Below are 26,907 nucleotides of genomic sequence, written 5' to 3' on the forward strand. Positions count from 1 at the left end.
CGCGCATCCGATGAACGAGCAGGGGGCAGCCCCGCGGGTTCCCACGAACCTGCAGTGCCTGGTGATGGTGGCGCGTCATCATGGCGTGGACCTGTCGGCCGAGCGCCTGATGCACGAGCACGCGGTGGACGATCGGCCCGTGCCGACGGCCCTGCTCCACACGATGGCCCGCAACGCGGGGCTGAAGTCGCGCTGCACGTTCATCTCCCCCCGCCAACTCCTGCGGCTGGGCGGCGCGCTGCCCGTCCTGGCCGAACTCGACAACGGCAACTGGATCGTCGTCGTGAGGGTGGACCCCGGTGCCGAACGAGGCGCCGGTCCCGAGACGGTGCACGTTCTCGATCCCCTGGCATCCGCGCCGGTGCCGCTCGCCCTGCCGATCGACACGTTCAGCAGCCGCTGGCGGGGCAAGGTACTGCTGGTCAAGCGCAGCTATGCGCTGTCGGACGAGAACCAGCCGTTCGGCCTGCGCTGGTTCCTTCCGGAGATCCTCCGTCAGAGGAGGCTCTTCCGTGACGTGGCCCTCGCCGCCGTGGTTCTCTACGCGCTCGGCCTCGTCACGCCCATCTTCTTCCAGCTCGTCATCGACAAGGTGCTCGTCCACCACAGCTACGCCACACTCGGCGTTCTCGCCGTCGGCATCACCGTCGCCCTCGTCTTCGACGCGATCTTCACCTTCCTCCGGCGCTATCTCCTGCTCTACGCGACGAACCGGATAGACATCCGCATCGCCACGCGCACCTTCCGCCATCTTCTCGACCTGCCCATCGCGCTGTTCGAGCACGTCCCGGCCGGGGTCCTCGTCAAGCACATGCAGCAGACGGGGCGGATCCGCGAGTTTCTGACCGGACGCCTCTTCCTGACCCTGCTGGACAGCCTCTCGCTGCTCGTCTTCCTGCCGGTCCTCCTGCTCTACAGCGTGAAGCTGACCCTGGTCGTCGTGGGATTCACCGCCTTCGTCGGCCTGACCGTCATCGCGCTGATCGGGCCGTTCCGCCGGCGGCTCCGCGAGCTCTACGAGGCCGAGAGCGCGAGGCAGGGACTTCTCGTCGAGACGGTTCACGGCATGCGGACCGTCAAGAGCCTCGCGCTCGAGCCCCGGCAGAGGAAGGCGTGGGACGGCCAGTCGGCCCTCTCGATCTCCACCCGCTTCCGGGTCGAGCAGATCTCGACGACGGCGCAGTCCCTGACGGGGCTGTTCGAGAAGCTGATGACGGTCGCCATCGTCAGCCTCGGCGCGCTCGAGGTCTTCTCCGGGGCGATGACGGTGGGGGCACTCATCGCCTTCAACATGCTCGCAGGGCGGGTCTCGGGACCGCTCGTGCAGATCGTGACGATGGTGCACGAGTACCAGGAGGTGGCGCTCTCGGTGCGGATGCTCGGGGAGGTGATGAACCAGGCCGCCGAGCAGCGGGGGCGCTCGCGGGGGCTGCAGCCCCGCATCGAGGGAGGCATCGAGTTCGAGAACGTTTCGTTCCGCTACGCGGAAGGTGGTCCGCCCGCGCTCGACGACGTCTCGTTCGGGATATCCCCGGGGACCGTGTTCGGCATCGTCGGCAAGAGCGGCTCCGGCAAGACGACGATCACGCGGCTCGTCCAGGGGCTCTACGGGGTGCAGCAGGGCATCGTCCGGATCGACGGCTTCGACAGTCGCGAGATCGACCTCGTGCACCTGAGACGAAGCATCGGCGTCGTCCTCCAGGACAATTTCCTGTTCCGCGGCACCGTCCGTGAGAACATCGCCGCGACGAAGCCGGACGCAGCGCTCGAGGAGATCGCCGAGGCCGCGCGTCTGGCGGGGGCCGACGAGTTCATCCAGCGCCTGCCGCGGGGCCTCGAAACGATGCTCGAGGAAAACGGAGCCAACCTCTCCGGCGGCCAGAAGCAGCGACTGGCGATCGCGCGGGCTCTCCTGGCCGATCCGCGTCTCCTCATACTGGACGAGGCGACGAGCGCGCTCGACCCCGACAGCGAGGCGATCGTCAGGCAGAACCTTCGGAGGATTTCGCAGGGGCGGACGGTCGTCATCGTCTCCCACCGTCTCTCCACGCTCGCGGATGCCGACGCCATCCTCGTGGTCGAGGATGGCCGGGTGGGGGATCTCGGGCGTCACGACCAGCTCCTGTCGCGCTGCGCAACCTATCGCCAGCTGTGGGGGCAGCAGATGAGGCACGTGGCATGAGTGGCCCCACCTCATCCTTGCACCGCCATCGCGAGAAGACCGCTCCCGCACCTACGGACCTTGCCGCATTCCAGCCCGATGCGGTCGTGCTGGAGGAGCAGAAGCCGCCGGCCGTCGCCCGCATCACGTTGTTCCTGATCACGCTGTTGCTGTGCAGCGCCGTGATATGGGCGTCCGTCTCGTCGACGGACCGCATCGTGGTCGCTCAGGGCAAGCTGGTGACGGTCGTTCCCACGATCGTCGTCCAGCCGCTCGAGACGTCGATCATCCGCTCGATCGACGCCGCCGTCGGTGACGTGGTCCGCGCCGGCCAGCCGCTGGTGACGCTCGACCCGACCTTCAGCAAGGCCGATGTGGACCAGCAACGCACGCGGCTCCACGCTCTCGAGGCGCAGGTGCGCCGGCTCGAGGCCGAACTCGAGGGCGGCCCCTACGACACGGCCTGGGTTTCCTCCGACAACGAGGGCCTGCAGCGACAGCTCTACCTTCAGAGGCGCGCGCTCTACGGGGCGAGCATGGAGAACTTCGACCAGCAGATCGCGAGCCGCACGGCCGCCCTGGAACGTGGGCGGATCCAGGAGGGGATCCTGCTCGACAGGCTGGACACGATGGCGCAGATCGAAACGGCCCGTTCGAAGCTCTACGAGCGAGAGACCGGCTCCCTGTTCAATCTCCTCGTGTCGCGGGACGCACGGCTGAGCGTGGACCAGGATCTGGCCGAGGCACGCGGCCTGATCATCGAGAACGGACACGAGCTGAAACGCCTGGCCGCCGAGAAGGAGGCGTTCGCCCAGGACTTTCGTCGGACGACCCTCGAGCAACTCCTCGACGCCCGCGGAGAACGGGACACCGCGCTCGACCAGCTGAAGAAGATGGACCTTCGACTCCAGATGGTCATGCTCTCGGCTCCGGCCGACAGCGTGGTCCTTCAGCTGGCGCCGCGCTCGGTCGGGTCCGTCGTCCGGGAGGCCGAGGCTCTGGTCACGCTGGTTCCCCTCGATGCGCCCCTGGAGGCCGACGTGCTCGTGGAGGCTCGCGACGTCGGGCATCTGAGCGAGGGCCAGGCGGCGCGACTGAAGTTCGATGCCTATCCGTTCCAGACCTTCGGCACGGCCGACGGAACGCTGAGGGTCGTGTCGCGCGACGCGATCTCGGCCGATGGAGGAGAGAACGAGCCGCCGGCCTTCCGCGCCCGCATCGCCCTCACGACGGGTTTGTCTCGCGAGGGGCCGGACCCGTTGAGGCTCCTGCCCGGCATGTCGGTGACGGCGGAGATCAAGGTCGGGCAGAGGAGGGTGATCTCCTACTTCCTGCACCCGCTCGTGCGGGGCCTCGATTCCAGCCTCAAGGAACCCTGATGACGTTCGCGAGACCGGCCGGAGGGGGAGGGCGGCGGCTCCGGCTCGGCGAGGGGGATGTCTGGCCGGAGGGTGCGGCGGCGGCACCGGCAACCCGTGCGCCCCGGGCGCCTGCGGCTGGCCGGCGCTGGCCTCCGCTGCCGCTCACAATCTTCGTCGTCTCGCTCCTGTTGCCGTGGCAGATCTCTCTCGGCCCCCTCTCCCTTTCGCCGACGCGGATCGTTCTCTTGATCCTCGTCGTGCCCTGCGTCGGCATCTGGCTGAGCGGCCGGGCAGGCCGTCTCCGTCTGACGGACGTCCTCCTGGTGCTGTTCTGGCTCTGGTGTTCGATCAGCCTCGTCGCGGTCCACGGGCTCGGTTTCGCGATCCAGCCCAGCGGCATCCTGTTCATCGAGACGATGGGCGCCTATCTGGTCGCGCGCTGCTTCATCCGGGATCTCGACGGTTTCCGCGCGGCGCTACGCCTTCTCTTCCTCGCCATCGCGGCGCTGTTGCCCTTTGCCGTCCTCGAGGCGGTGACGGGGCGCAACATTCTCCTCGAGGCGCTCGGCATGCTCTTGCCCACCTACGCCGACGCAGGCGAGGAGGCGCGCTTCGGGCTACGACGGGCACAGACCGTTTTCGAGCACCCGATCCTTTACGGAGCGTTCCCCGGCTCGATCCTCGCGCTCGTCCATCTCGTGCTGGGCCACCGGCGCCCGGTGGTCGTGCGGTGGAGCCGGTCGCTCGTCGTCGGAGCCGCTGCGGTCGTCTCGCTCTCCTCCGGCCCGCTGCTTGCGGTCGTGATCCAGGTCGCCCTGATGAGCTGGGAGCGCATCCTCAGAGCGATCGCGCTCAGGTGGAAGCTCCTGATCGCGCTTCTCGTGCTCACCTATGTGCCGCTCGAGCTGGTGTCGAACCGGTCGGTTCCGGAGCTCTACATCTCTTACTTCACGTTCAGCCAGCACACGTCGTGGTACCGGATCCTGATCTGGCAGTACGGCATCGCCTCGGTTCTTGCCCACCCGCTGTTCGGCATCGGTTTCCATGAATGGGCGCGTGCGAGCTTCATGACGAGCAGCATCGACGCATTCTGGCTCGTCCCAGCCGTGCGTCATGGGGCGCCGGCGGCGCTGCTTCTTCTGGGAGCCCTCGCCTCGACGTTCCTGCTGTGCCGGCGGCCCATGGAGAGCGACGCCCTGCGGGCTGCACGGCTCGGGTTCGTCATCGTGATGACCTCCTTCTTCGTCGTCGGCTGCACGGTGCATTTCTGGGCGACGTCATACATGTTCTTCACCTTCCTCCTGGGAAGCGGGATCTGGCTGTTTGACGCGCGGGACGGGCAGGGGACGAGCATCGTCGACGAGCCGCGGCGCGAGAGAGGAGGCGTTGCGGCTCCGCGTCCGGTCACTGGAAGACGAAGAGGTGGCGTGGCGGCTGCCGCTCGGGAGAGCAGGCGGGATCCGCGCCTCTCCTCCGGTCGGACGTGAGTGTCGGCCAGCGGCGTGGCAGCCGCTCGCACGGAGGATCCGGCCGCGCTGCCCGCGACCCCTATGGAGTGCGAAGGAGGGAGCGCCCGCCGAGGACGAGGCCCGTTCGGACCGCGTCCATGAGGAGCGGCGCGAAGGTCCGCCTCGCGCTCGCAGCACCGGCGAGCATCTCGCCCAGCGTGCCCCCGACGACATCGAGCGCGAAATGCCGGACGACGAAGGACCGGCCGAGCCGCGAAAGCTCGTCTCTTCGCTCCGCGGGCTGAGCGAGCATGAAGCGCAGATGGCTCGCCATCAGGCCGCTGCCGTCGTGGTTGTCCCCGACGCCGTACATCCCGACCCGGTAGAACAGGTCGGCCGTTTCGTGCGTGAAGGGCATCGAGAAGCCCTTTTCGCCGGAGACGACGAGCGGCTTGCCGAAAGCGAGCGCCCGCAGCGCGGAGCCGCCCATGCCGACCACGGTATCCGCAGCGGCATAGGCCGGTCGCGGGTCGACCATCGCGCCCGTCAGGAACACCGCCTCACGGCCGAGCCCACGGTTGACCGACGCGGCGAGAGCGTCCAGCTCACGCCGGGAGGTGCCGTCGCCGACGATGGCGAAGCGGATCTTCTGGCCTTCCGCGGCCAGGGCGGCGACGGCCGAGACCGTGTCCCGCAGGCTCTCCGCCTTCATCCAGCTGACGAGGCGACTGACGGTCACCACGAGGAACTCGTCATCCCGCACACGCCACTCGCGTCTGAACGAGCGGCCGCAGACGGGATCCGGCGCGTTCTGGTCGATGTCGACCGGCGGCAGGAGCAGCCTCGCCTGCTGCCGCCCCCCGCGCTGCGCGATCTCCACGAGTTCGGGCGTGCCGAAGGTGAGGGGCAGGTGCCGGGGGAGCAGGCGCTCCACCACCATCGACATCGAGGTGACGACGGTCGGAACCTGGATCGCCAGACAGGCTATGGGACAAGCGTCGAGCCATTGCGGGGCGTCCCAGACATGCAGAACGTCGGGCTCTTCAGCCAGAAGAGCCCGCCTGAGTGCGGCGGCTCTCGCGGGTGAGGGATGAAAGTCGGCATCCGGCGCCGGGTGATATCGAAGGCCGTGCTCGTCGAGATACTCCGTCATCGGTCCCGGCGTGGCGAGGACGGCCACGTCGTAGCCTTGCCGGTCCCGGAGATGGGCTGCGAGTTCGATCGCGTTGACCTGCGTTCCCCCGATCTCGAGCCGATGCGCGAAGACAAGAACCCGCGCGGGCGGGGAGCTCCTCGTCGCTCTCGCATCTCCCGTCATGCTGCGTGGCGCGCTCCGGCCGGGAGCGGCGCGCTGCGAGCCGGTGTCTCCCAGGCGGTTCGGGAACATGGGCATCACGACCCGTTTCGGCCGTCGGTCCGCAGCACATGCACCGTCGCTGTCTCAGGCCGGAGGAGAAACGCTGCGCATGGCGATCGAAGACCGAGGAGCGTTCGGAGTGCCCGCCGATGCGTGCGGCCAGTGCCGGCGCGGATCGTCTCCTGAAGTATCAGCACGGCACGGAGCGCAGCCGCCGCGGCACTGCCGTGCCAGCGCCGGAAGTATCGGACGCGGTTCGAGACCATCAACGCGTAAAGATCGGGGTTGACGTTGGAATCTCCTCCCCGATGGCGCACCGTCGCTTCGGGCACGAAGCGGATTTGGAGGCCGCTCTCCCGGATGCGCCGCATGTAGTCCGTCTCCTCGCTGTAGAGGAAGTACCCCTCGTCCCACTCGCCCGCCCGACGGCGCGCCTCAGCCGAGATGAGCAGGGCGGCCCCAGTGGCCCAGTCCACCGAACGGCTCGCCTGGTAGGCCTCGGCGGCGGTGATCATCTCGCCCCACCCGAAGCTGCCGGCGAGCGTGCCGCCGAGGAGAGCGTCGCCGAGGGCGGTCACCAGGGAGGGTTCACGACGCAGCGAGCAGGAGAGTTCTCCACTGTCGCCGATCAACGCCGGAACCACCGCTCCGACACCAGATGCGCGGAGGACGCGCATCATCCGGAGCACGGCACCGGCCTCGATCGTGACGTCCGGGTTCAGAACGAGAAGGTCCGCCTCCGGAGGCAGCACTCTCGCCGCTGCATTTATCGCCGCCGAGTATCCCGCGTTCCGCCCCATGCGAAGCACGTTGGGCGCCAGGACGTGGCGTTCGGCGAGTGCCGGAGAACCGTCCGCGGACTGATTGTCGACGACGATCACCTTCGCATGGGGAACCGGCTCGAGAGCATCGCGAAGGCTGTCCAGAAGGGTCGGCAGCACGTCCGCACTGTTGTAGGTGACGATCGCGACACCGAGGATCTGCGGATGGATCATGAGACGTCCCTAGTGATGGGTGTGCGGGCGAGCGGTGCCACCTCCGTCGCCAGTCGAAGATCCGCGTCGGTCGTCGCGGCGGCCGGAGCACCGCTGCGTCGAGGGCAGGTGCTTCCGCCGAACCGCCGGGTCGTCGCGAGGCACGCGGAACGTTCCGCGGCGAGGAGCGAAGTCGCAGCCATGGGCAACTCCAGGCTGATATCCGCCCGTTCCGGACTGCTGCGCCGCCAGATGGCGTGATGCCTAGGGCTCGAAGCGCGGTGTGCGGCCCCTCCTCGACGGTCGAGCCGGCACCTCTTGCGAGAGTATTGCCCTACTGTGATCACGATATGAGGTTCCGATATGATCCTCGATCGGACGGATCTCCAGCTGATCCGCGCCCTCTGAGCGGAGTCTCCGGCCGCTCGCGTCGAGATCGTGCAAGTTTTCGTTGCCTTCTCGGGCAAAGGGGCAGCGGAAACACTGCGCCGCGAATTTATTTTTGGTTCGCGTGCCAAGTTCATCCCGATGCCGTGCGGGAAAGGTGCTTTGTGTCTCCCGGAATACTGTCGCAACGAATCGCAACTGGACATAGACCGAGCGGTCTATTCCCCTCGCAATACGCGTGGGGTTGTTATGATATTGTTAGTCATTCAGGGCATGGGGGGGAGAGACCCATGAAGCCGAACCGCGATTATCATGCGCCGCGTGGACTGTCGCAGCGTCAGGGCACCCGAACGATCCTCATCATCAGCGGAACCATCAGCCTGGCGGCCGAGCTCGGTCCATGCATCGAGCGCAAGTTCGAGTGGACGCGCGTTGTCGAGGTCACGAGCTTCGAGGCCGCCTTCGCGATCTTTCCGGATCCCGTCGCGCTCATCCTGATCGACGCCGAGCTTCTGGCGGACGTCACGAAGTACGGGGCGCAGCTGGCCAGAATGCATCCCCTCAGCAGGATCGCGGTTCTCGGTGGGCGCGTCGGAGAGCCGGGTGTGGATCTCGTTCAGATCGCCGACGAGGGGGTTCTGGCGGGCTGGATTCCCGACCATGCCCGCATCGATCTGACCCTTTCCATCATCCAGCTCATACTTCAGGGCGGGGAGTACTACCCGCGGGAGTTCTTCGCACGGCTCCGGCAGGCGCCGCCCCCGAAGCAGGCTGCTTCCAGCCCGTCTTCGGAGGGGCGCGTCGATGCCGGCGTCGAATGCTACAACCTCTCCAAGCGCGAGCGCGAGATTATCGCCCTGGCATCCGAGGGCCTGCAGAACAAGATTATAGCGTGTAGACTGAGTATCTCCGAGAACACGGTTAAAATTCATATGCACAACATCATAACAAAGCTCGGCGTATACAACAGGACAGGCGCTGCGGCGCGCTACCGGGAGGCGGCCTCTGCCCTAAGGGAAAGAGGTCACATATAATTCGCTTTTTCCTCCTTCAGTTTGAATTGCGAAATCTGCCAGATCTAAATTGTAACGGCCGGAAATATCCATATCCGAAGCATGACATTCGCGAATTATTCTCTCGTGGGTTGAGGGAATCGCGGCATCCTGAGATCCGTGTAAACATACTAGTCTATTTTTATTTCAATACGGACTGGTAGTTTTCCCCGACTGCACTTGTCATTGCCAGGGTGGGGATTGTGATAAAAGACACTCATATTGGTCTGGGCGCCAAAATATGGCAGCCCGATCTCGTGAACATCTACGGGTGCTCGATCGGTAGAGAGACCAGGATCGGGACCTTCGTGGAGATCCAGAAGGGCGTCGAGATCGGCGAGCGCTGCAAGATCTCCAGTCACTCATTCCTTTGCGAAGGTGTCACCGTCGAGGACGAAGTCTTCATCGGGCATGGCGTGATGTTCATAAACGATCGCGAGCCGCGGGCTGTCACCGCCGACGGACGCCTGATGACGGAGGAGGACTGGTCGGTCGAGCCGACGATCGTGAGGCGCGGCGCCTCGATCGGCAGCAACGCGACCATCATGGGAGGCGTCACGATCGGGGAGGGGGCCCTCGTCGGGGCCGGAGCGGTGGTGACGCGCGACGTGCCCGCGGGCGCCGCGGTCGCCGGGGTTCCTGCCCGGATCATGCGGGGACATCGCAGGCACTGCGGTGCCGAAATGGCGGGAGCAGGTCGATGATCGGCTTTGCGGTGATCGGATACGGGTACTGGGGCCCCAACCTCGTGCGCAACCTGTGGTCGAACCCCGAGGTGGACCTGCGCTGGGTGTGCGATGCCCGCCCCGACCGCCTGAGCGGCGTTCCGGGCCGGTTTCCGACGGTGAGGACCACCGTCGCGCTCGCGGATGTCCTGGGGGATCCGAAGGTGGACGCCGTCGCCATCGCCACGCCGGTGTCGACCCACTTCCCGCTGGCCATGGCCGCCCTGCGCGCCGGCAAGCACGTCTTCGTCGAGAAGCCCATCGCGGCCAGCAGCGACGAGGCCGCGCGGCTGGTCGAGGAGGCCCGCCGCAGGAACCTCATCCTCGCCGTCGATCACACCTTCATTCACACGGGCGCCGTCCGCAAGATGCACGCGCTGGTCAACGAGGTGCTCGGCGACGTGTATTACTACGACTCCGTCAGGGTGAACCTCGGACTGTTCCAGAAGGACGTGAGCGTCATCTGGGATCTCGCCGTGCATGATCTCTCGATCATGGACTACGTCCTGCCCGAACAGCCTGTTGCGGTCGCTGCGACCGGCATGAGCCACGTACCGGGCCAGCCGGCGAACATCGCCTATCTCACGCTCTTCTTCGACAGTCCCCTCATCGCCCACATTCACGTGAACTGGCTCGCTCCGGTCAAGGTCAGGCGGACCCTGGTCGGAGGCAGCCGCAAGATGATCGTCTATGACGACCTGGAGCCGAGCGAGAAGATCAAGGTCTACGACAAGGGGATAACCCTCAACGACGACGCCTCGTCCGACGGCGACCGTGTGCGCCAGATGCTGGTCGGCTACCGCGCGGGCGACATGATGGCTCCCCATATCGACCTGACCGAGGCGCTCGATCTCGAGCTGCGTGAATTCATCGAGTGCGTGGTGAACATGGCCACCCCGACGGCGGACGGGGAGGCGGGGCTGCGTGTGGTCCGGATTCTGGAAGCGGCGACGCAGTCGCTCGGCCAGCGCGGCCAGGTTGTTGAACTCTCATCAGGGATGGTGCCGGCATGATCCCCCTCCTAGACCTCAAGGCGCACTACGCGGCCCTCCGGCCGGAGATCGAGCCTGCCGTTCTGTCGGTGCTGGCCTCCGGCAACTACGTGCTCGGCGAGCAGGTCCAGCAGTTCGAGCGGGATTTCGCCGCCTACTGCGGCACGCGCCACGCGATCGCCGTCAACAGCGGCACGAGCGCGCTCCACCTCGCCCTCCTCGCCGCCGGTGTTGGCCCGGGAGACGAAGTCATAACGAGCCCCCTGACCTTCGTCGCGACCGCCTCCGCGATCGTCTATGCCGGCGCGCAGCCGGTCTTCGTGGACGTCGATCCGGAGACCCTGACGCTCGATCCGAAGCGTCTGGAGGAAGCGGTCACGCGGCGAACGAAGGCGATCATTCCCGTGCACCTGCACGGGCAGATGGCGGACATGGGACCGATACTCGACCGTGCGTCGCACAGCCACCTGCACGTGATCGAAGACGCCTGCCAGGCGCATGGGGCCGAGTACGGTGGGCAAAGGGCGGGCAGCATGGGCGTATCCGGCTGCTTCAGCTTCTATCCCGGCAAGAACCTCGGGGCCTGCGGGGAAGGCGGCCTCGTCGTCACGAATGACGACCGTCAGATGGAGATCATGCGCATGCTCCGCGATTGGGGGCAGGAGCAGCGCTATCACCACGCGTTGAAAGGCTTCAACTACCGGATGGACGCCGTTCAAGGCGCGATCCTGCGCGTGAAGCTGGCACATCTGGAGGAGTGGATCGCAGCCCGTCGCGCGCGTGCCGCCGACTACGATCGCCTGCTGTCCGGCATCCCGCATCTTCGCCTTCCCGTCGAGGCGCCGGGGCGCCGACACGTCTACCACGTCTACGCCGTCCGCACGCCGGAGCGTGACGATCTGCGGCGTCATCTGGAGCGGGAGGGCATCCAGACGGGCCTGCACTATCCGATCCCCGTGCACCTGCAGAAGGCCTTCCGCGACCTCGGCTACGCCGAAGGGGATTTCCCCGTCGCCGAGGCGGCGTGTCGCGAAGTTCTGTCGCTGCCGATCTACCCGGAGCTCGCGGCCGACCAGGTGGAGAACGTGGCCGAAGCGATCATGCGAGATGTCTATGCCTGACAGATTGCTCACCCCGGGCCGTGTGACCCCCGCGGTGCACGGGAAGAGGAAGCTGGCTTCCGATCCGGTGCATATGAGGGAACTCGCGGCGCAGATCCGCGAGTCCTACGGCAGGGAAGGCCTCGTCGATCTCTATGGCCGCTTCGCGGTCGGGGAAGGCCTGGTCGACCGCCTCATGCGTCAGGTGATCTTCATGGCGGGTGCCGCGAGCTGCGGCTCGGGGCTGCAGGTCGCGAGTGGCGTCGCGTTCCGGCACCTCGAGACGTTCCGCATCTCCGACGGCGTCTTCATCGGGGGCGGGGCCTTCATCCAGGGACGCCACGACGGCACCTGCGTCATCGGGCGGAACGTGTGGATCGGCCCGCAGGCCTATTTCGACGCGCGCGACCTGGTCCTCGGGGATCATGTGGGATGGGGCCCCGGAGCGAAGGTGCTCGGGTCCGAGCACATCGCCACGTCGATCGACGTGCCCGTGATCGAAAGCGACCTGATGATCCGGCCGGTGAGGATCGAGGCCTGGGCCGACGTCGGCACGAATGCGGTCATCCTCCCCGGCGTGACCGTCGGCAAGGGGGCGGTGGTGGGTGCCGGGGCCGTCGTGACGGCCAATGTCCCGCCTTTCGCCGTCGTCGCCGGCGTGCCCGCACGCGTCATCAGGTGGCGCGGCGAGGAGGAGGTCGGTACGGCGCGAACACAGTTGGAAAGGGCAGGCTGATGAAGGGAAAGCGCGTCCTCATCACGGGAGGAGCGGGGCTGATCGGCTCGCATATCGCCGATCTCTGTGCTGCCGAGGGAGCGGCCGAGATCGTCATTCTCGACAATTTCGACCGCGGTCGTCCCGAAAACCTGATCCAGGCGGCCGCTCTCCGGCCGCTGAACGTGGTCGACGGCGATATCCGGAACCGGGAGCTCCTCGGCAGCCTGATGAGAGGCATCGACGTCGTGTTTCATCAGGCGGCGATCCGCATCACGCAGTGCGCGGAGCAGCCGAGGCTGGCGGTGGACGTCCTCGTCAACGGCACGTTCAACGTCCTCGAGGCGGCCGTGGAAGCCGGCGTCGGCAAGGTCGTGGCGGCGTCGTCCGCCTCGGTGCTCGGCCTGGCCGAGCGGTTTCCCACGGCGGAAGACCATCATCCCTACAACAACCGCACGATCTACGGTGCGGCCAAGACCTTCAATGAAGGGCTTCTGCGAAGCTTCGCCGAAATGTACGGCCTGAAATACGTCGCGTTGCGCTACTTCAACGTCTACGGGCCGCGCATGGACGTGTTCGGCGTATACACCGAGGTTCTGATCCGCTGGATGGAGCGGATCGAAGCCGGAGAGGCGCCGATCATCTACGGCGACGGCAAGCAGACGATGGATTTCGTGCATGTCCAGGACATCGCGAGGGCCAACATGCTGGCGGCCAAGTCCGATGTGACGGACGAGGTGTTCAACGTGGCGTCGGGCGAGGAAATCGACCTGACCCAGCTCGCGGCGATGCTGTGTCGCGTGATGGGGCGGCCGATGAGCCCCGTTCACGTCGAGGCGCGCAAGGTGAATGCGGTGAGCCGCCGGCTCGCGGACACCCGGAAGGCGCGGGAGATGCTGAACTTCACCACGACCATCACCATGGAAGAGGGTTTGCGGGGCCTCGTCGACTGGTGGCGGCGCGAGCGCCTCGCAGCAGCGGAGTGTGCGGCATGAGCCATTCGGATGTTATCCCGCTCACCAAGCCGGTGCTCGATGAGCGGGAGGTGGACGCCGTCAGCCGCGTCGTGCTGTCGGGATGGGTCACGCAGGGCCCGGAGGTTGCCGCCTTCGAACGCGAATTCGCGGCCACGGTCGGCGCGGCGCATGCTTGCGCCGTCTCCAACTGCACGACCGCGCTCCATCTCGCCCTCCGGGGCGTGGGGGTGAAGGAGGGGCACGAGGTCATCACCGTCAGCCACAGCTTCATCGCCACGGCGAACGCGGTCCGCTACCTCGGCGCCACGCCCGTCTTCGTCGACATCGGGAGCTGCGGCTTCAACATCGATCCCGATCTCGTCGAGCAGGCGATCACGCCGCGCACGCGGGCAATACTCTGCGTGCACCAGCTCGGCATGCCCTGCGACATGTCGAGGATCCTCGAGATCGCGCAGCGCCGGGGCCTCGCGGTCGTGGAGGATGCGGCATGCGCGATCGGCAGCGAGATCAGGTGGCACGGGCGGTGGGAGCGCATCGGCAAGCCCCACGGACACGTCGCCTGCTTCTCGTTCCATCCGAGAAAGGTGATCACCACCGGCGACGGCGGCATGTTGACCACGGCGGACCCGGAGCTCGACGCCAAGTTCAGGCTGTGGCGACAGCATGGGATGAGCGTCCCCGACACGGTGCGGCACGGGTCGCGTTCCGTGATCTGCGAGACCTATGGCGAGTTCGGCTACAACTATCGGATGACCGACCTCCAGGCGGCGATCGGCCGGGTGCAGCTGGGCCGCTTGAAGGAGATCGTCGCGGAGAGGCGGCGCCTGGCACGGCTCTACGCTGCGCGGCTGTCCGCCCTCGGCCGCCTTCTTCCGCCAGCGGAGCCCGACTGGGCGCGCAGCAACTGGCAGAGCTACTGCGTGATGCTTCCATCAGGCGCCGACCAGCTCTGGCTCATGCAACTGATGTTGGACAGGGGCATCTCGACCCGGCGGGGCGTGATGAACACTCACCTCGAGCCTGCCTACGCGCCCCCGGGCTGTTGCCGCATCGCGACCCGTCTGGACCGCTCCGAAGCGGCCCAGGCGCGCGGCCTCATATTGCCGATGTTCCCGGGCATGACGGAGGACGACGTGACGCGCGTGACGGATCTGCTGGCGGATCTCCTCCTCGACAGTCCGATGCTGGTCGCCAGCTGACGCCGACCGCCGCACCGGCACAGAGAAAGGGGCGCCCTCGAGGGCGCCCCTTTCTCTGTGCCCACACCGCCGGCCTGCCTGGTGCGGGGGCGGACGAGACATGTCGGCAAGATCCGCGACGCGAAGATGTGGCCCGCTCCGCCGGAGGCCTCGGCGCCATCAGGAGGGCTGTGACCAGCCGATCAGGCGTGGCAGCCAGGGCAGGGCCCAGCCGGGGAGCGGGGGCGGCGAGAAGAGCTGGCCGAGCGACCTCAGCGAGAAGATGCCGCTGGCCGCCGCCAGGGGCAGGACGAGCCCCACGGTCGGCCACGGGGGAAGAACCTGGCTGATCGCGAAGGCCAGGAGGGCGGCCCCCACGGAGGCGACGGCCAGCGTGCGGTTTCTCGTGCTCCACCGGAAGTTCGACAGGCGCCGCACCACGACGTAGATCAGCGCGCCGTGCCAGGCGTAGAGAATGAAGAAGGCTGCGCCGGCGCCGTCCGGCCCCATCACCGGCACCAGAAGCGCCGCCATGCCGACATGCACCGCCGTAGCGGCCACCTCCGTCCAGAAGAAGGCGCGTTGTGCGCCCTTGGCGAGAACGATGAAGCCCATCGGCCAGGCGACGACCCTGAGGATCATTCCGAGGCATAGCCAGCGGAGCAGCGTCACCGCGCCGACGAATTCCGTCGAGTAGAAGATGGTTATGACGAGGGGAGCCAATGCGATCGTGGCAAGCACGCCCGGGGTGGCGAGCAAGATGCTGATCTCGGCCTGCTCGTTCACGAGGCGGTTGCACGCGGCGTTGTCCCCGGCGACCGTGGTCAGGCGCGGGTAGAAGTCGGCGCTCATCGCCTGCAGCACGAACGTGGTGTAGAGCGAGGCGACCGCCCATGCCGCCTGGTAGAGGCCGGCGGCTTGGACACCCGAAGCATGCAGGACGATGATGCGGATCACGTAGGCCGCCCCCATGGTCAGTGCACCGCTGATCATGAAGACGGCGCCCAGCCGCAAGAGCGCTGCGGCAGCTCGTCGGGCCTCCGGCGACAGGGGGGAGGGCGCAGGGGTCGGCGCTGGAGCCACTCTCTGCCGGTAGTGCATCGACACGAGGAAGGCCGACAGCGCCATCGCAACGAGGGCCGGGGCGAGCCCTTCCATACCGAAGATCCAGACGAGAACGACGGCCGCCAGCGAGCCGATTGCGGCGCCGAGGACGTTGACGTGCGCAAGGATGCGGATCTGACGGAGACCCTGAATGAGGGCGAGCTCGGCGCCGAGCATGATCCTGACCAGCACGGCCGCTCCGAGAACCGCGACGGCCGCGGCCCGCTCGGCGTCGCCGAACGTGACGAACGCAAGCGGTGCGGCCGCCACGAGCAGAACGAGGCCGCCGAGAACGCCGAGAGCGACCGAACCCCATCGCAGGGCGGTCACGATGGCGGCCATGCGCCCGGGCTCATCGTTGCCCGTGGCGTGGGCGACCTCCCGCACGCCGCTTGACTGGACACCCATGCCCGCGATCGCGACGCACATATCCACGAGCGCGTTGTAGAGGCCGAAGAGGCCGACCCCGCTCGGCCCGACCAGCACGGCCAGCGCCTTCATCCGGAAGAGGGAGAGGGCGAGCACGAGCATGGAGGAGCCGCCGATCCAGGCGGTCGAGTGGAGGATCTGCCTGAACGTCGCGGAAGACGAAGGGTGGCCGCGACCGGAGGCTCCGTCGCCTCTCCCGGAGGTCGGTACGTTCAGCGAGGACATGCCTGCTCGCTCGCATTCTCGTGGGCGCGCAGGGGAAAGCAGCGCGACTGGTGTAGATCTTACTATCTAACCTTCACGAGCAATATAAAGAACGCCGTTCCGGGCGAGAATAGTTATTAAATATTAATGAACAACGTGGCCGCCGGCGGATAATTTCTCCTCTCACTTACGGCAGCGGGTGCGTAGCCGCCGTCTTAGACGAGCAGGAGAATGTCCATGAACGACATCAAGGAAGCAGTTCTCGCGCAGGATGGCGGCGGAAGTCCGGTTCTGGCCGCGGCTGCGGGCTTCAATCCCGGCTACCTCTCCGTGAAGCGGAGCATCGATCTGGCGGGGGCGCTGCTCATCGGCCTGGCCCTGTTGCCGCTGATGCTGGTTCTGGCCGTCCTGGTGGCGATGGACGGCGGGAGCCCGTTCTACACCCAGGAGAGGCTCGGGCAGCATGGCCGGACCTTCAGGATCTGGAAGTTCCGGACGATGGTCCTGGACGCGGAGACCCGCCTGGCCGACCTGCTCGCCAGGGATCCCGAGGCGCGGAGGGAATGGACGCACACGCAGAAGCTGAAGAAGGATCCGCGCATCACGCCGGTTGGAGGTTTCCTCCGCCGCTACTCCCTCGACGAGCTGCCGCAGCTCTGGAACGTGCTGATCGGCGACATGAGCCTGGTCGGACCCCGGCCGATGTTCGAGGAGCAGCGCGTCCTCTACCCCGGCACCGCCTATTTCGCGCTTCGCCCCGGAATGACCGGCATGTGGCAGGTCAGCAAGCGCAACGCCTCGGCCTTCGCCGAGCGCAGCCGGTTCGACAACGAGTATGCGCAACTCCTCTCGTTCCGCACCGACTTCACCATCCTGATGAAGACGGTGGGGGTCGTGTTCCGGGGAACCGGCTACTAGCGGGAGCTCCCGTTCAGATCGGCCGACCCGGCCGAAAGGGACCTGCTCCCGGAGCCCTCAACGCCATCTCGTCGTCGCTCGAATGCATCCCCGGCGCGTCGGTGCCGGGGATGTCGGCGTCTCGGATCCCGGGTGCGGCTTCTCCGGTCGCGAGGAGGTCCTGCCGGAGGTTCCCGGAACGTGGCTCACCCTGGGCCCGCCGGTGTGGCGGGGCCTGAGGTCTCGCTGATCACACAGGCGTTCCGGCGGCGAAGCGGCCGACGTGGCGCGCTTCGCGCGAGCCACAGGGACAACGAGGAACCGGCTCGCGATGCGGAGCAGGAGACGCAGGGCTCTCCACGCGGAGCGAAGGAAGAACCGGCTCCGGGCTCGTCACCGGGAGCGCCCCGGGGGACGCCGGCTCCGATCGCGGAAAGCGCAAGAAGAGGATGAGAGGACCGGGGGAGAAGGTCGCGAGCGGATCACCGGATCCTGCGCGAGGCACCTCACCGGTCCGACAGGATCAGGCGAAGGCGATCTGAGGCACATCTCGCCCCGCTCCGGCTGTCTTTAGCGTGATATGGGCCTCTCACGCGCGAGTATCGTGCGGGGCTGCCCGGCATCGACGCCGGTGGCCGCGGAGCCCGATGTTGCGGACGATCGGCGTGCAGGCGCCCACGCCGTCAGAAGGATGATGCGCCCCTCACTCGACCGAGCTGGGGGTGCGATCTTCACGCGCAGCGGCGTCCTGCCGCCAGCTCACGGGCCCGACCGGCCCGGCGTCCGATGCGGCTGCCGATGGACCGGCCGTGACGAGCCGGGCCCGCACGACGTCGCCGGGGCGCAAGCGCGTGGTCTCGTCGGCGATCAGTTCGCGGGGGCCGGCGGCATCCTCCCGGACGATCGTGAAGGTCAGCGTCGGTCGTTCGGCCGGACCAGCGCCGAGGGCCGACATGCGGCGACCCAACTGGGCCAGCAACTCGAGCTTCAGTTTCTCGTCCAGCCGCAGGTCGACCAGGCGGGCCTGCTCCTCCTGCAGCTGCTCGGCGGCCTTGGTGCGTTGCTCGTCCACGAGCGCCACCTTGTTGCGCTCGGCCTCGCTGATGCCCTGGCGGGCGCGCATGATCGCGGTCTGCTGATCGAGGCGGTTGGCGCGAAGGTCGGAGACGAGCCGCTCGAGGTCCGATCGTCGGGAGGTCGTGGCCAGGCCCTTCTCCACCAGGGCCCGAATGTCTTCGAGCTCCTTCGATCTGAACGCGAGGGCGCTGTCGAGGTCGGAAATCTTCGATTCGAGGACCGATATCTCGCCCTTGAAGAGCGCGATCAGCTCTTCCAGTGCCTCGTACTGCCTCTCCTGCGCCTTGTTCCTTGCAGCGAAGATGATCCGTTCCTGCTCGAGGACAGCGTCGATCCCGTCCTGCGCGCCCCCGTCGGCGATCTCCGGTGGGAAGGTGATCTGCGCGTCGCCCTCGAGTTCGGCCTTGAGGCGCGCCGCCCGGCTCATCGTGCGGGCGATGTCCTCCCGAAGCGCGCGCAGCTGAGACAGAAGCTGGGAACGGTCGCGCTCGTCTTCGGCGTCCTTGCCGCGGGGCACGCCGCCGCTCAAGGCGACCGCCTGTAGGATGGTCATCGTGGGGCGGTAGGGGAACGAGCCGGGCCTGTCCACGTCGCCGGTCACGTAGATCGGCGGGTAGCCGATGACCTCGACGATCACGTCCGGGGGGGCGAGCAGTCCCATCGAGGTCTTGAGCCGCTCGACCATGTGGTCCGCCAGCTCCGCAGGCGTGTGGTTCGCCGCGTCGACGGAGCCGAGAACGGGGAAGCTGACCCTGCCCTCGGGCCCCACGACGAAGTCGCCACTCAGCGCTTCGAGCCGCCGATACTGCCCGTCGCCGGGGAGCCACTGGGACACCGTCACGCGCAGCTGCGTGTCGGGCTGCAGGCTCCACTCGTCCGCGAGGGCGGCCGTGCCCGCGGCAACGAAGGCCGCCGCACACACCATCGACGCCAGCCATCGTGCGCCCGCGACGGGAAGCGGAGGGACCCTGCGGGAGGCCGCTACGAGATCATCCTGTCGGACGAAAGGGCCGACCACCCGGCGATACAGGAGTTTCACTTCGGGGACCCACCGACGGTCTCGAGAACACTGCGGAATATTAGAGTGGGACGCTCGGATCCTCCTATAGATAGCACTGTCTATTGTGACCTGATGCGGTGTCTGCGTTCGTGGTCGAAGCCGGGGCCGCCCGCCGTGTGGCGGCATTCCGATGGGTCCGGGGCGGAGACTCCATGCAGGGCATGATCGACTTGAGGTTCTACGTCTGGCTGTTCCTGCGTCGGCTGCCGGTGATCATCGTCATCACTTCGACTTTCGCCGCGGTGGGTGTCATGACCGCCCTGTCGCTGCCCGAGGTCTACCGCGCCGGCGGTCAGATCCTGCTCGAGCCGGCGTTGGTGTCGACCGAGCCCGGCACCGCAACCGCGCCGGCGAACAGCGTGGCGCAACTGCAGGTCATCCTCCAGGCCGTCACCGGACGCGAAGCGCTTCTCGATCTGGCCGACCGGTTCGACATCTACGCGGAGGAGGACGACCTGGAGGATGTCGACAAGGTCGACGACATGCGGGGGCGGGTCGGGATCGACCAGATCCGCTTCGACACGGGCGATTCCGGCGCCGGTGCCATCGCCTTCGGGATCTCCTTCGACGCCGAGGACCCGGAACTCGCGGCGAGTGTCGCCAACGAGATCATCAGTGACATCCTCGACGAGGATCTCGCGCGCCGCCGCGCGCGGGTGCAGGAGGCATTGGCCTTCTTCCGCGAGGATGTGGATCGGCTCGCGGGGCGGATGCAGCAGAACTCGTCCCAGATACGGGCGTTCAAGGACGCGAATGTCGAGGCCCTGCCCGAGAATCTGAAGACGTATCTGGAGCAGCGTCAAAGCCAGCGGACGCGCCTTGCCGCGGTGCAGCGCGAGGAGGCGGCGCTGCGCGGTCAGCGGGCCGGGCTGCAGGAGCTGCTCAGGACGCGAGGCTTCGTCGCGAGCGAGACGGCTCCCTCGCCGCAGGAGCGGCTGCTCGCTCAGCTCCAGTCGGATCTCGTGAAGCAGCGCCTCGTCTTCGCGGACGACAGTCCCACGATCGTGGCCATCAGGAAGCAGATAGAACATCTGCAGGCTGTTCTGGCGGGAGACCCGTCGGGCGCCGCGGACGATGCTGTTCCCGCGCGGCCCCTGGCGCCGGCGGATCTGCAGCTCGTGGAGCTCGATGCCGAGCTCACGAAAGTCTCGCAGGAGAAGGAGGGGCTGGCCGACTCCTTGCGCGCCATCGAAGCGCAGATCGAGGCCATGCCGGCGAACGAGGTCTTGCTGGGGGACCTCGAGCGGGAGGCCCGGACCCTCGAAGCCGAATACGCGGCCGCGGTGTCCAGGCTGGCCCAGGCGTCGACCGCCGAGCAGATGGAACTTCAGCTGAAGGGTGAGAGGCTTTCCCTTCTCGAAGCGGCGATACCTCCGGAGAAGCGCCTGAGCCCGAAGCGGACGTTGATCGTCCTGGGAGCTGCCGCGGTCGGCGGTCTTCTCGCGGTGATGATGGTCGCGGCTGCGGAACTCGCCAACAGCCGCATCCGCACGCCGAGCGAGTTGCGCCGGATGCTCGACATCGAGCCGATCGTCGCCATCCCCCGGCTGAGAACGTCCGCCGAGCTCGGGCGCACGCGCCTTCTCTGGCTGGGCCTCGTGGCGGTGACGGTGGCGCTGCCGATCTTCGCCGAGCCTCAGCGCCGAGAGGCCGCGCAGGCCGTGGGCGGCCTCCTGGAGGCGATGTTCGCCGGACGTGTCCCCATCTCCGGGACGGACAGCGGCGGGTCCGGCGATCCGGAAGCCGACGTCATCGGCGAGAACCGGGAGGGATGAGACAGGTGGATCAGCTCAGCTCGCTCCTCAACCCCTCGACGCCACAGCTCGAGACCTCGGCCAGCGCCGCGCTCCCGCTGCCCAACGCAGCGCGCGCCGCGATGGAGAACGCGCATCAGGCATGGTCCGAGCTTCCCGAGATGGCGATCGTGAAGCGTCGCCTGCACCGAGAGCGGGTCTTTGCCGCTTCCGACGACCAGGACACCCGCCAGCCGCTTGATCTGATGCGGACGAAGGTCGGCCGCGTCATGAAGGAACGGAGCTGGGTCACCATCGGCGTGACGGCTCCCACCGCCAAGTGCGGCACCACGACGATAGCGCTCAACCTTGCCATGGGCCTCGCGCGGCTGAGCGCGCAGCGGGTCATCATGCTGGACCTGAACTTCCGCAATCCCCGGATCGGGTCCATCCTGGGCGCCGAGCCGAAATATCCTCTTCAGGAGCTGCTTGCGGGTCGCCGGCCCTTGTCGCAATGCCTCCTGCGCCACGGCACGAACCTCGCTGTCGGCATCACGACCGGGGCGGTCTGCAACGGCGCGGATCTGCTCATGGAAGGCTCGACCCGGGAGGCCATGAGCCTGCTGAAGCGCAGGCTCATGGCGGACGTGATCGTCTGCGACCTCGGGCCGATGCTGGCGGGTGACGACGTCCTGGCGTTCCTGCCACTCAGCGACTGCACGCTGCTGGTCGTGTCCGCGGGACGGAGCCGGAAGAGCGAGGTCGATGTCTGCGAGCGCGACCTCGACGCCTATGGAAACCTGCTGGGGGTGGTCATGAACCGGGTCCCGCACCGGTTCCTGCGCTGAAGCCCGGGACACCCACTGATCGCACATCCGGAGAGAGAGATGGTAAGGCAGGCTGATCAGACCCTCTTCAACGCCGGCTTCGGAGGCGCAAGTCGCGCGGCTTCGGCAGCCGCCCCCGCTCCGGCCGGCATCGCGGAAGATCCCGGCCTCGGAGGAGGCCCGTGGAGCCCCGGCGAGGTCGTGCCGGTGATTCTCTCCGGTGGCTGCGGCAGCCGCCTCTGGCCTCTGTCCAGGACACTGTTTCCCAAGCAGTTCCTGTCCCTGCACGGCGAGCATCCGATGTTCGCCGCGACCGTGAACCGCTGCCGGGATGCGATCTTCGCCCCGCCCCTCGTGATCTGCCACGAGGAGCACCGCTTCATCGTGGCGGAACAGCTTGCAGAGAAGGACATCGCCGCCACCGACGTCATGCTCGAGCCGACCAGTCGAGGCACGGCCTTCGCGATAGCCGCGGCGGCATGGCGGCTCGTGTCGGACGAGGGCGATCCACTCATGCTCGTCCTTCCCTCAGATCACGTGATCGCGAACGGCGACGCCTTCGCAACGGCTCTCCAGGCGGCCGTGCCGGCAGCCAGGGACGGGAGGCTCGTGCTGTTCGGCATCGAGCCCGACCATGCCGACACCGGGTTCGGATACATCACCTTCGGGGCCCCCGTATCCGGGTGTCCGGGAGCGTGCGACGTGGACGGTTTCACCGAGAAGCCTTCGAGGTCACGCGTCGACGAGCTCCTCGCGGCCGGCCACTGCTTGTGGAACAGCGGCATGTTCCTGTTCCGTGCCGGCGCCGTGCTGGAGGAACTCGGGCGCATCCAGCCGGACATCTCGCGGGCAGCGGAGCACGCCGTCGGCACGGGGCGCCGTGACGGCAAGTTCCTGCGCCTCGACAGGTCCCACGTCGCAGAGTGCCCCACGATTTCGATCGACCATGCCCTGATGGAGCACTCGCGGCGCTCGGTCGTCGTGCCGATTTCCGCAGGCTGGAACGACGTCGGCACCTGGTCGGGCCTTTGGGCACTGGCTGCGAAGGACGAAGGCGGGAACGCGGCGGTCGGAGATGTGATTCTGGAGGAATCCCGCAACTGCTACATACGCTCGGAGGATCCGTTGGTGGCGGTGGCCGGTGTCGAGGACGTGGTGGTCGTCGCCACGGACGACGCAGTGCTCGTGGCCGACCGGACGAAGCCCGAACTCGTGAAGTCCGTCGTGCAGCGCCTGAAGCGGGCCAGGCGAGGCGAGGCGGAGGCCCATTCCACCGTCTTTCGTCCCTGGGGCAACTATCGATGCATCGACCGGGGCGAGCGGTTCCAGGTCAAGCGCATCGTGGTGCAGCCGGGCGAACGGCTCTCCCTGCAAATGCACCATCATCGGGCCGAGCACTGGGTGGTCGTGACGGGAACCGCGACCGTGACCTGTGGCGATAGGCAGTTTCTCCTGTACGAGAACGAATCCACCTACATCTCTCCCGGCCAGGTGCACAGGCTGGAAAATCAGGGCAAGATCCCGCTCCATCTGATCGAGGTCCAGACGGGGTCCTATCTCGACGAGGACGACATCGTCCGCTTCGAGGACCGATATGGCCGCGTGGCTTCGGACCTGGAAGGGGAAGTGGCGGGCGGCAGCGCGACAGTGCCGAGGGCGCAGGGCGTTCCCGCATGACCCCGACCTGCCGCGGCAGGCCCCTCTTGCTGGCGTGGCTCGTGGCACTGCAGCTCGCGACGCCGCCGGCGGCTCACGCCGACGGATCGCAGGCGGTGGTAGCGCGAGCTCCCGACGCGCCGCGCGTGCTCGCCACGATGCGCGGGCCGACCTTCTTCGTTCTGGGTGTCTGGGTCGCCCCTCCGCAGGAAATGGAGAAATGGCGGGCGAGGGGCGTCAACACGATCGTCGGCGTGGGGGAGGGCGTCGACGACGCCGTGCATCACGAGCGGGCAAAGGAACTCGGCCTGGCGCAGATCCGCGCCCCAAGACCCTCACACCTTCTGGAGGATCTGGCGGATCCCACGGTGATCGCGTTCGCAACGGGGGACGAACCCACGAACTTCGTGGACGGCGCGCCTCGGGAGAGCCCGGACGACGTGCTGGCGGAACAGGCGCCCTGGCGGGACGCGGCGGCGTCTCTCCAGATGCAGAAGCCTATCTTCACCAATCATGTCGGCAATCACATCTGGCACGAGAATTCGAGGATCGGACTGAAGCTCGGGGACTACCACGCCAGGGCGGACTGGCTTGGCGCAGACACCTACCAGATCGCCGACGGGCGTCCGAACGTTCTCGTGCAGGATGGCTTCGCTTCGACGTATCAGGGGCACATACTCAACCACCAGAGGCTGATGGCCCCCGGCGCGCCACTGATGAGCTTCGTACAGAGCGTCGCCTTCGAGCCGGGGCGCCCGGTGCCGACGCCGGGCGAACTGAAGACCCAGATCTGGTCGTCGGTCGTCAACGGCGCGAGCATGCTGTGCGTGTTCTCCGTCCGGTTGCCGCCGGACTTTGCCTGGGACGGCACGCCTGAGCCCCTGGCCCAGACGATCACCGAAGCGTTCCACGAGATCTCGAGGCTCGAGGACATACTGATCGATCCCGCGATCGGGGGAGCGCGCGATGGGGAGATCTGGCGTGCCGCACCGCCGGGCTCGGCCGCGGGCGCACGACAACTGCCCTGGCCGTTCGAGGCGCGGCGTATTCCGTACCGGGGCAGGGTCTTCCGGATCGTGGTCAATCTGTCGGAGGATCCCGCGTATCTCGCGCATGCAGAGTGGGACGCGGCGGCCACCCTCTTCGCGGGCCATGAGGTCCGCTACGGCTTCGAGAGGGCAGGCGAAGAACTGCCCCGCGTCGCGGACGAGCCGGAGCCTCCTTCAGGGGGATCTTAGGAGCTGCGCCAGGTGCCGGACCTTCGACGCGTCGATCCGGCACTCCGGCGGCCAGAGAAGCACCCACACTCTCGGCAGAGGCGATCCGGTGAAGTAGCCGGTAGCGCGGTAGAGCACGTAATCCCGACGTGTCTGCGGGGTCGGCTGCTCGGGGAAGACGCTCCCCTCGTAGAGGTAAACCAGCCCGCCACCGGCCGACTGCAGCTTGACGGCATCCTGGTGCCATCCGAGGAGCGAGACGTCGATCAACTCGACGGTGCAGTCCGAGGGGGCGGGCCGAGCGTGACCGTCGCCCGCGATACCGACCGGCAGCTCGGCGAGGTAGGCTGCTGCGTCAGCGGGAGGTGGTCGGCCAACCATCTCCAGCGGCGGGGGTGGAGCGGACGCCTTGAGCCAGAGCGAGGCCAGCAGCAAGCCCGCCATTGCGCTCCACAGAACGGGTGCGCGCATCGAGATGAACTCCCATCAGGCACATCGCCAGCACGAACATCGTCGTCGCCCACGCGGCGATCGTCGCCCCCACCTCGCCGTGGATGAGGTCGAACTGGTCGGGAAGGAACCCGATCATGCTGATCCGGGCGACATTGATCGCGACGACACCCACCGATGTCGCAAGGCCCAGGGCGAGAAGGGGCCACGACCAGCCACGCCCCAGCCCCTTCACGAGGAGGACAGTGCTGAGAAAGGCGAGTGAGAGGTTCGTGAAGGAGGAGCAGCCGGGCGCGATGAACATCGATCCGCTTCCGTCCGCGAACGCCACCAGATTGCCCTCACGCGCGGTGCCGAGAACGGATGAGACGAGCGTTGCGTCGATCCGCAGGATCGGATCGGTGAAGATGCTCATGGCAAGGCGCGCCCAGAACATAGGGATCGTGAGGGCGAGGGTGATCGCGGCTGCGCGGGCCAGCCTGCTCTGCCTTCCCGAGGTGAGCAGCAGGTGCAGCGAGACGACGAAAACGGCGACCCAACTCATCGGGCTCGCCGGGAGCAGGAACAAGGCCGAAGCCGCGGCGGCCACGACACTGTCGCGAAGAGTGATGGCGCCGCTGCGCTCCTGCAGAATGAGCCCGACGCTCGCCGCCATGGCTATCCACACGACAGCGCTGACATCGAAGGTGCCGAAGACGGCTCCGACGGCGCCGCTGGAGGAGATCGAAGTGCCGATCCGTTCCGCCAGGCCATTGGCGAAGCCGATGACGAGGAGGATCGCGAACAGGTGGTTTCGATCGAGGCCCTGCGGCCTCGCGCAAACAACCACCTCCTCGCTGTCTGCCTCACGCGGCTGAACTCGCTTGGGCACCTGCCTTCTCCTGCCGGCCCCCGATGCTCTCGGCGCGATGCCGACGGCTTCAGCCGCGTCTGTGGCGACGGATATAGACATAGCCGCCGAGCGCCGCGATCAGCAGCGGCAGGCCGACGCCGGCGACGGGTCCAGGCGCACCCACCGGCTTCTTGCCCGGCTTCTTGAGCTTGACCTTCTTTTCGACCTTCACGGCCACGACGAGCCCGCCGGTCCCCGCCGTCCCGGCCGCGGTGGGGGTGAATGTGCTGGCCGTCACCATCGGAATGGCGACGGCGGTCGTGGCGATGCCTCCGGCGACCAGTCCGACGACCACCAGTGCGGCCAGTGACGAGGTGTGGCTGAACATCTCGGGTGCCTCATGAGGTACTCTCCTGAGGGCAATCTGGCGCTTCCCGCGCGACCCCGACAGTCGCCCTTCCGGGCTAGCGGGCCCCCCTATCGCAGGGTTGTGAGGGCAAAGAAGTCCGTCATCCTCTGGCGAAAGGATCCACGAGTCCGTGCCCGCTCTCGTGAGGCGACATTGGTATCGAAGCCCCTGGGGAGGTTGGTGTCGACACAATACCTGCAGTTAATATTCATGTTTTGAGGCGGCTTCACCGACCGTTGTTTTGCGGGAGTGTGGAACGAGCGCTAGGTTTCTGTGGTGACGCGACTCGGGGCGGCGAGGGACTGATCTGAGTCAAAGCGTCGTTCGGGAGAGATGGTCTATAGGGGGGGGGAGCTTACTTTACGTCAGAATTAGAAGTATACTGTTATCAGTGGTGACGGCGAAGTCAGATGAGTGGCCGAGGTGACGGCACACGCGCGCGCGGTTGCGCGCGCGATGCCACGGAGGCGGGGCGGGCGGTTCTTCTTGTCGACCCGTCCCCCGAGCACGCGACGCGATTGAAGGAGATGCTGGAGCAGCGATTTGGATGGCTGATCGTCTACGACGTGGCTTCGGTCACGGAAG

At 67.1% G+C, this 26,907-nt stretch carries 22 protein-coding genes; 15 read left to right on the forward strand and 7 right to left on the reverse strand.

Translation table 11 applies throughout. The features are described 5' to 3' along the window. Positions 1-10: 10 nt before the first annotated feature. From N177_RS15000 to N177_RS15010, 3 genes are read left to right on the forward strand one after another with little or no spacing between them, the layout of a single operon-like run. The gene (locus tag N177_RS15000; protein ID WP_023433224.1) at positions 11-2,182 is read left to right on the forward strand and encodes a peptidase domain-containing ABC transporter; all 2,172 of its coding nucleotides are present in this window, start codon (positions 11-13) and stop codon (positions 2,180-2,182) included. After that, complete coding sequence (locus N177_RS15005) at positions 2,179-3,540, forward strand: HlyD family type I secretion periplasmic adaptor subunit (RefSeq protein WP_040485925.1); 1,362 nt, start codon at positions 2,179-2,181, stop codon at positions 3,538-3,540. Before N177_RS15000 ends, N177_RS15005 begins: the two co-directional genes overlap by 4 nt. Further along, on the forward strand, positions 3,540-5,009 hold the full coding sequence (locus N177_RS15010; RefSeq protein ID WP_023433226.1) for an O-antigen ligase family protein: 1,470 nt from the start codon (positions 3,540-3,542) through the stop codon (positions 5,007-5,009). Before N177_RS15005 ends, N177_RS15010 begins: the two co-directional genes overlap by 1 nt. Positions 5,010-5,070: 61 nt before the next feature. Here N177_RS15010 and N177_RS15015 read toward each other — a convergent pair whose 3' ends face one another. Further along, positions 5,071-6,357, reverse strand: coding sequence for a glycosyltransferase family 4 protein (locus N177_RS15015; protein WP_023433227.1), 1,287 nt, complete (start codon positions 6,355-6,357; stop codon positions 5,071-5,073). A gap of 5 nt (positions 6,358-6,362) precedes the next feature. Further along, positions 6,363-7,322, reverse strand: coding sequence for a glycosyltransferase (locus tag N177_RS15020; RefSeq protein WP_023433228.1), 960 nt, complete (start codon positions 7,320-7,322; stop codon positions 6,363-6,365). A gap of 656 nt (positions 7,323-7,978) precedes the next feature. Between N177_RS15020 and N177_RS21725 the strand changes: the two genes are divergently transcribed. The 7 genes from N177_RS21725 to N177_RS15055 all read left to right on the forward strand — a co-directional run bounded on the left by N177_RS21725 (position 7,979) and on the right by N177_RS15055 (position 14,448). After that, a complete protein-coding gene (locus N177_RS21725; RefSeq protein WP_023433230.1) occupies positions 7,979-8,722 on the forward strand; it encodes a helix-turn-helix transcriptional regulator in 744 nt (247 codons plus the stop codon). Between the two features lie 218 nt (positions 8,723-8,940). Continuing rightward, positions 8,941-9,444, forward strand: coding sequence for an acyltransferase (locus N177_RS15030; RefSeq protein WP_051402446.1), 504 nt, complete (start codon positions 8,941-8,943; stop codon positions 9,442-9,444). Next, positions 9,441-10,478: a Gfo/Idh/MocA family protein gene (locus N177_RS15035; RefSeq protein WP_023433232.1), complete on the forward strand. Its 1,038-nt coding sequence runs from the start codon at positions 9,441-9,443 to the stop codon at positions 10,476-10,478. Before N177_RS15030 ends, N177_RS15035 begins: the two co-directional genes overlap by 4 nt. Then, positions 10,475-11,578 carry a DegT/DnrJ/EryC1/StrS family aminotransferase gene (locus N177_RS15040; RefSeq protein ID WP_023433233.1) on the forward strand — a complete coding sequence of 368 codons (1,104 nt, stop codon included), beginning with the start codon at positions 10,475-10,477 and terminating at the stop codon, positions 11,576-11,578. The genes N177_RS15035 and N177_RS15040 overlap by 4 nt, the downstream gene beginning before the upstream one ends. Next, complete coding sequence (locus N177_RS15045) at positions 11,571-12,293, forward strand: acyltransferase (protein ID WP_040485926.1); 723 nt, start codon at positions 11,571-11,573, stop codon at positions 12,291-12,293. The genes N177_RS15040 and N177_RS15045 overlap by 8 nt, the downstream gene beginning before the upstream one ends. Further along, positions 12,293-13,267, forward strand: coding sequence for an SDR family NAD(P)-dependent oxidoreductase (locus N177_RS15050; protein WP_023433235.1), 975 nt, complete (start codon positions 12,293-12,295; stop codon positions 13,265-13,267). Before N177_RS15045 ends, N177_RS15050 begins: the two co-directional genes overlap by 1 nt. After that, positions 13,264-14,448, forward strand: a complete 1,185-nt coding sequence (locus N177_RS15055) for a DegT/DnrJ/EryC1/StrS family aminotransferase (RefSeq protein WP_023433236.1) — start codon at positions 13,264-13,266, stop codon at positions 14,446-14,448. Before N177_RS15050 ends, N177_RS15055 begins: the two co-directional genes overlap by 4 nt. Before the next feature lie 159 nt (positions 14,449-14,607). On the opposite strand, the gene N177_RS15060 is transcribed toward N177_RS15055, so the two are convergent. Next, a complete protein-coding gene (locus N177_RS15060) occupies positions 14,608-16,185 on the reverse strand; it encodes an O-antigen translocase (protein ID WP_023433237.1) in 1,578 nt (525 codons plus the stop codon). Positions 16,186-16,401: 216 nt separating this feature from the next. Between N177_RS15060 and N177_RS15065 the strand changes: the two genes are divergently transcribed. Next, on the forward strand, positions 16,402-17,082 hold the full coding sequence (locus N177_RS15065; RefSeq protein WP_023433238.1) for a sugar transferase: 681 nt from the start codon (positions 16,402-16,404) through the stop codon (positions 17,080-17,082). 682 nt (positions 17,083-17,764) lie between these two features. Here the strand turns inward: N177_RS15065 and N177_RS15070 are convergent. After that, positions 17,765-19,063 carry a polysaccharide biosynthesis/export family protein gene (locus N177_RS15070; protein WP_023433241.1) on the reverse strand — a complete coding sequence of 433 codons (1,299 nt, stop codon included), beginning with the start codon at positions 19,061-19,063 and terminating at the stop codon, positions 17,765-17,767. A gap of 296 nt (positions 19,064-19,359) precedes the next feature. On the opposite strand from N177_RS15070, the gene N177_RS15075 reads away from it, so the two are divergent. Genes N177_RS15075 through N177_RS15090 form a run of 4 tightly spaced genes read left to right on the forward strand, consistent with a single transcriptional unit; the run spans position 19,360 to position 24,652 of the window. Beyond that, positions 19,360-20,973 (forward strand): GumC family protein, encoded by a 1,614-nt coding sequence (locus N177_RS15075; RefSeq protein WP_210163436.1) that lies wholly within the window; start codon positions 19,360-19,362, stop codon positions 20,971-20,973. A 5-nt stretch (positions 20,974-20,978) separates the two neighbouring features. Continuing rightward, positions 20,979-21,779, forward strand: a complete 801-nt coding sequence (locus N177_RS15080) for a CpsD/CapB family tyrosine-protein kinase (RefSeq protein ID WP_023433243.1) — start codon at positions 20,979-20,981, stop codon at positions 21,777-21,779. A gap of 39 nt (positions 21,780-21,818) precedes the next feature. Continuing rightward, entirely contained in the window at positions 21,819-23,435 is a 1,617-nt protein-coding gene (locus N177_RS15085; protein ID WP_023433244.1) for a mannose-1-phosphate guanylyltransferase/mannose-6-phosphate isomerase, read from the forward strand. Continuing rightward, complete coding sequence (locus tag N177_RS15090; protein ID WP_040485928.1) at positions 23,432-24,652, forward strand: hypothetical protein; 1,221 nt, start codon at positions 23,432-23,434, stop codon at positions 24,650-24,652. Before N177_RS15085 ends, N177_RS15090 begins: the two co-directional genes overlap by 4 nt. Here the strand turns inward: N177_RS15090 and N177_RS15095 are convergent. The 3 genes from N177_RS15095 to N177_RS15105 all read right to left on the reverse strand — a co-directional run bounded on the left by N177_RS15095 (position 24,638) and on the right by N177_RS15105 (position 26,301). Next, positions 24,638-25,075 (reverse strand): hypothetical protein, encoded by a 438-nt coding sequence (locus tag N177_RS15095; RefSeq protein WP_152527940.1) that lies wholly within the window; start codon positions 25,073-25,075, stop codon positions 24,638-24,640. The genes N177_RS15090 and N177_RS15095 overlap by 15 nt on opposite strands. Continuing rightward, positions 24,987-25,736, reverse strand: coding sequence for a hypothetical protein (locus N177_RS15100; RefSeq protein ID WP_152527941.1), 750 nt, complete (start codon positions 25,734-25,736; stop codon positions 24,987-24,989). Before N177_RS15100 ends, N177_RS15095 begins: the two co-directional genes overlap by 89 nt. Before the next feature lie 265 nt (positions 25,737-26,001). Then, entirely contained in the window at positions 26,002-26,301 is a 300-nt protein-coding gene (locus N177_RS15105) for a hypothetical protein (protein WP_023433248.1), read from the reverse strand. Positions 26,302-26,907 lie beyond the last annotated feature (606 nt).

This window comes from Lutibaculum baratangense AMV1 (genome assembly GCF_000496075.1).
GTDB lineage: Bacteria > Pseudomonadota > Alphaproteobacteria > Rhizobiales > Tepidamorphaceae > Lutibaculum > Lutibaculum baratangense.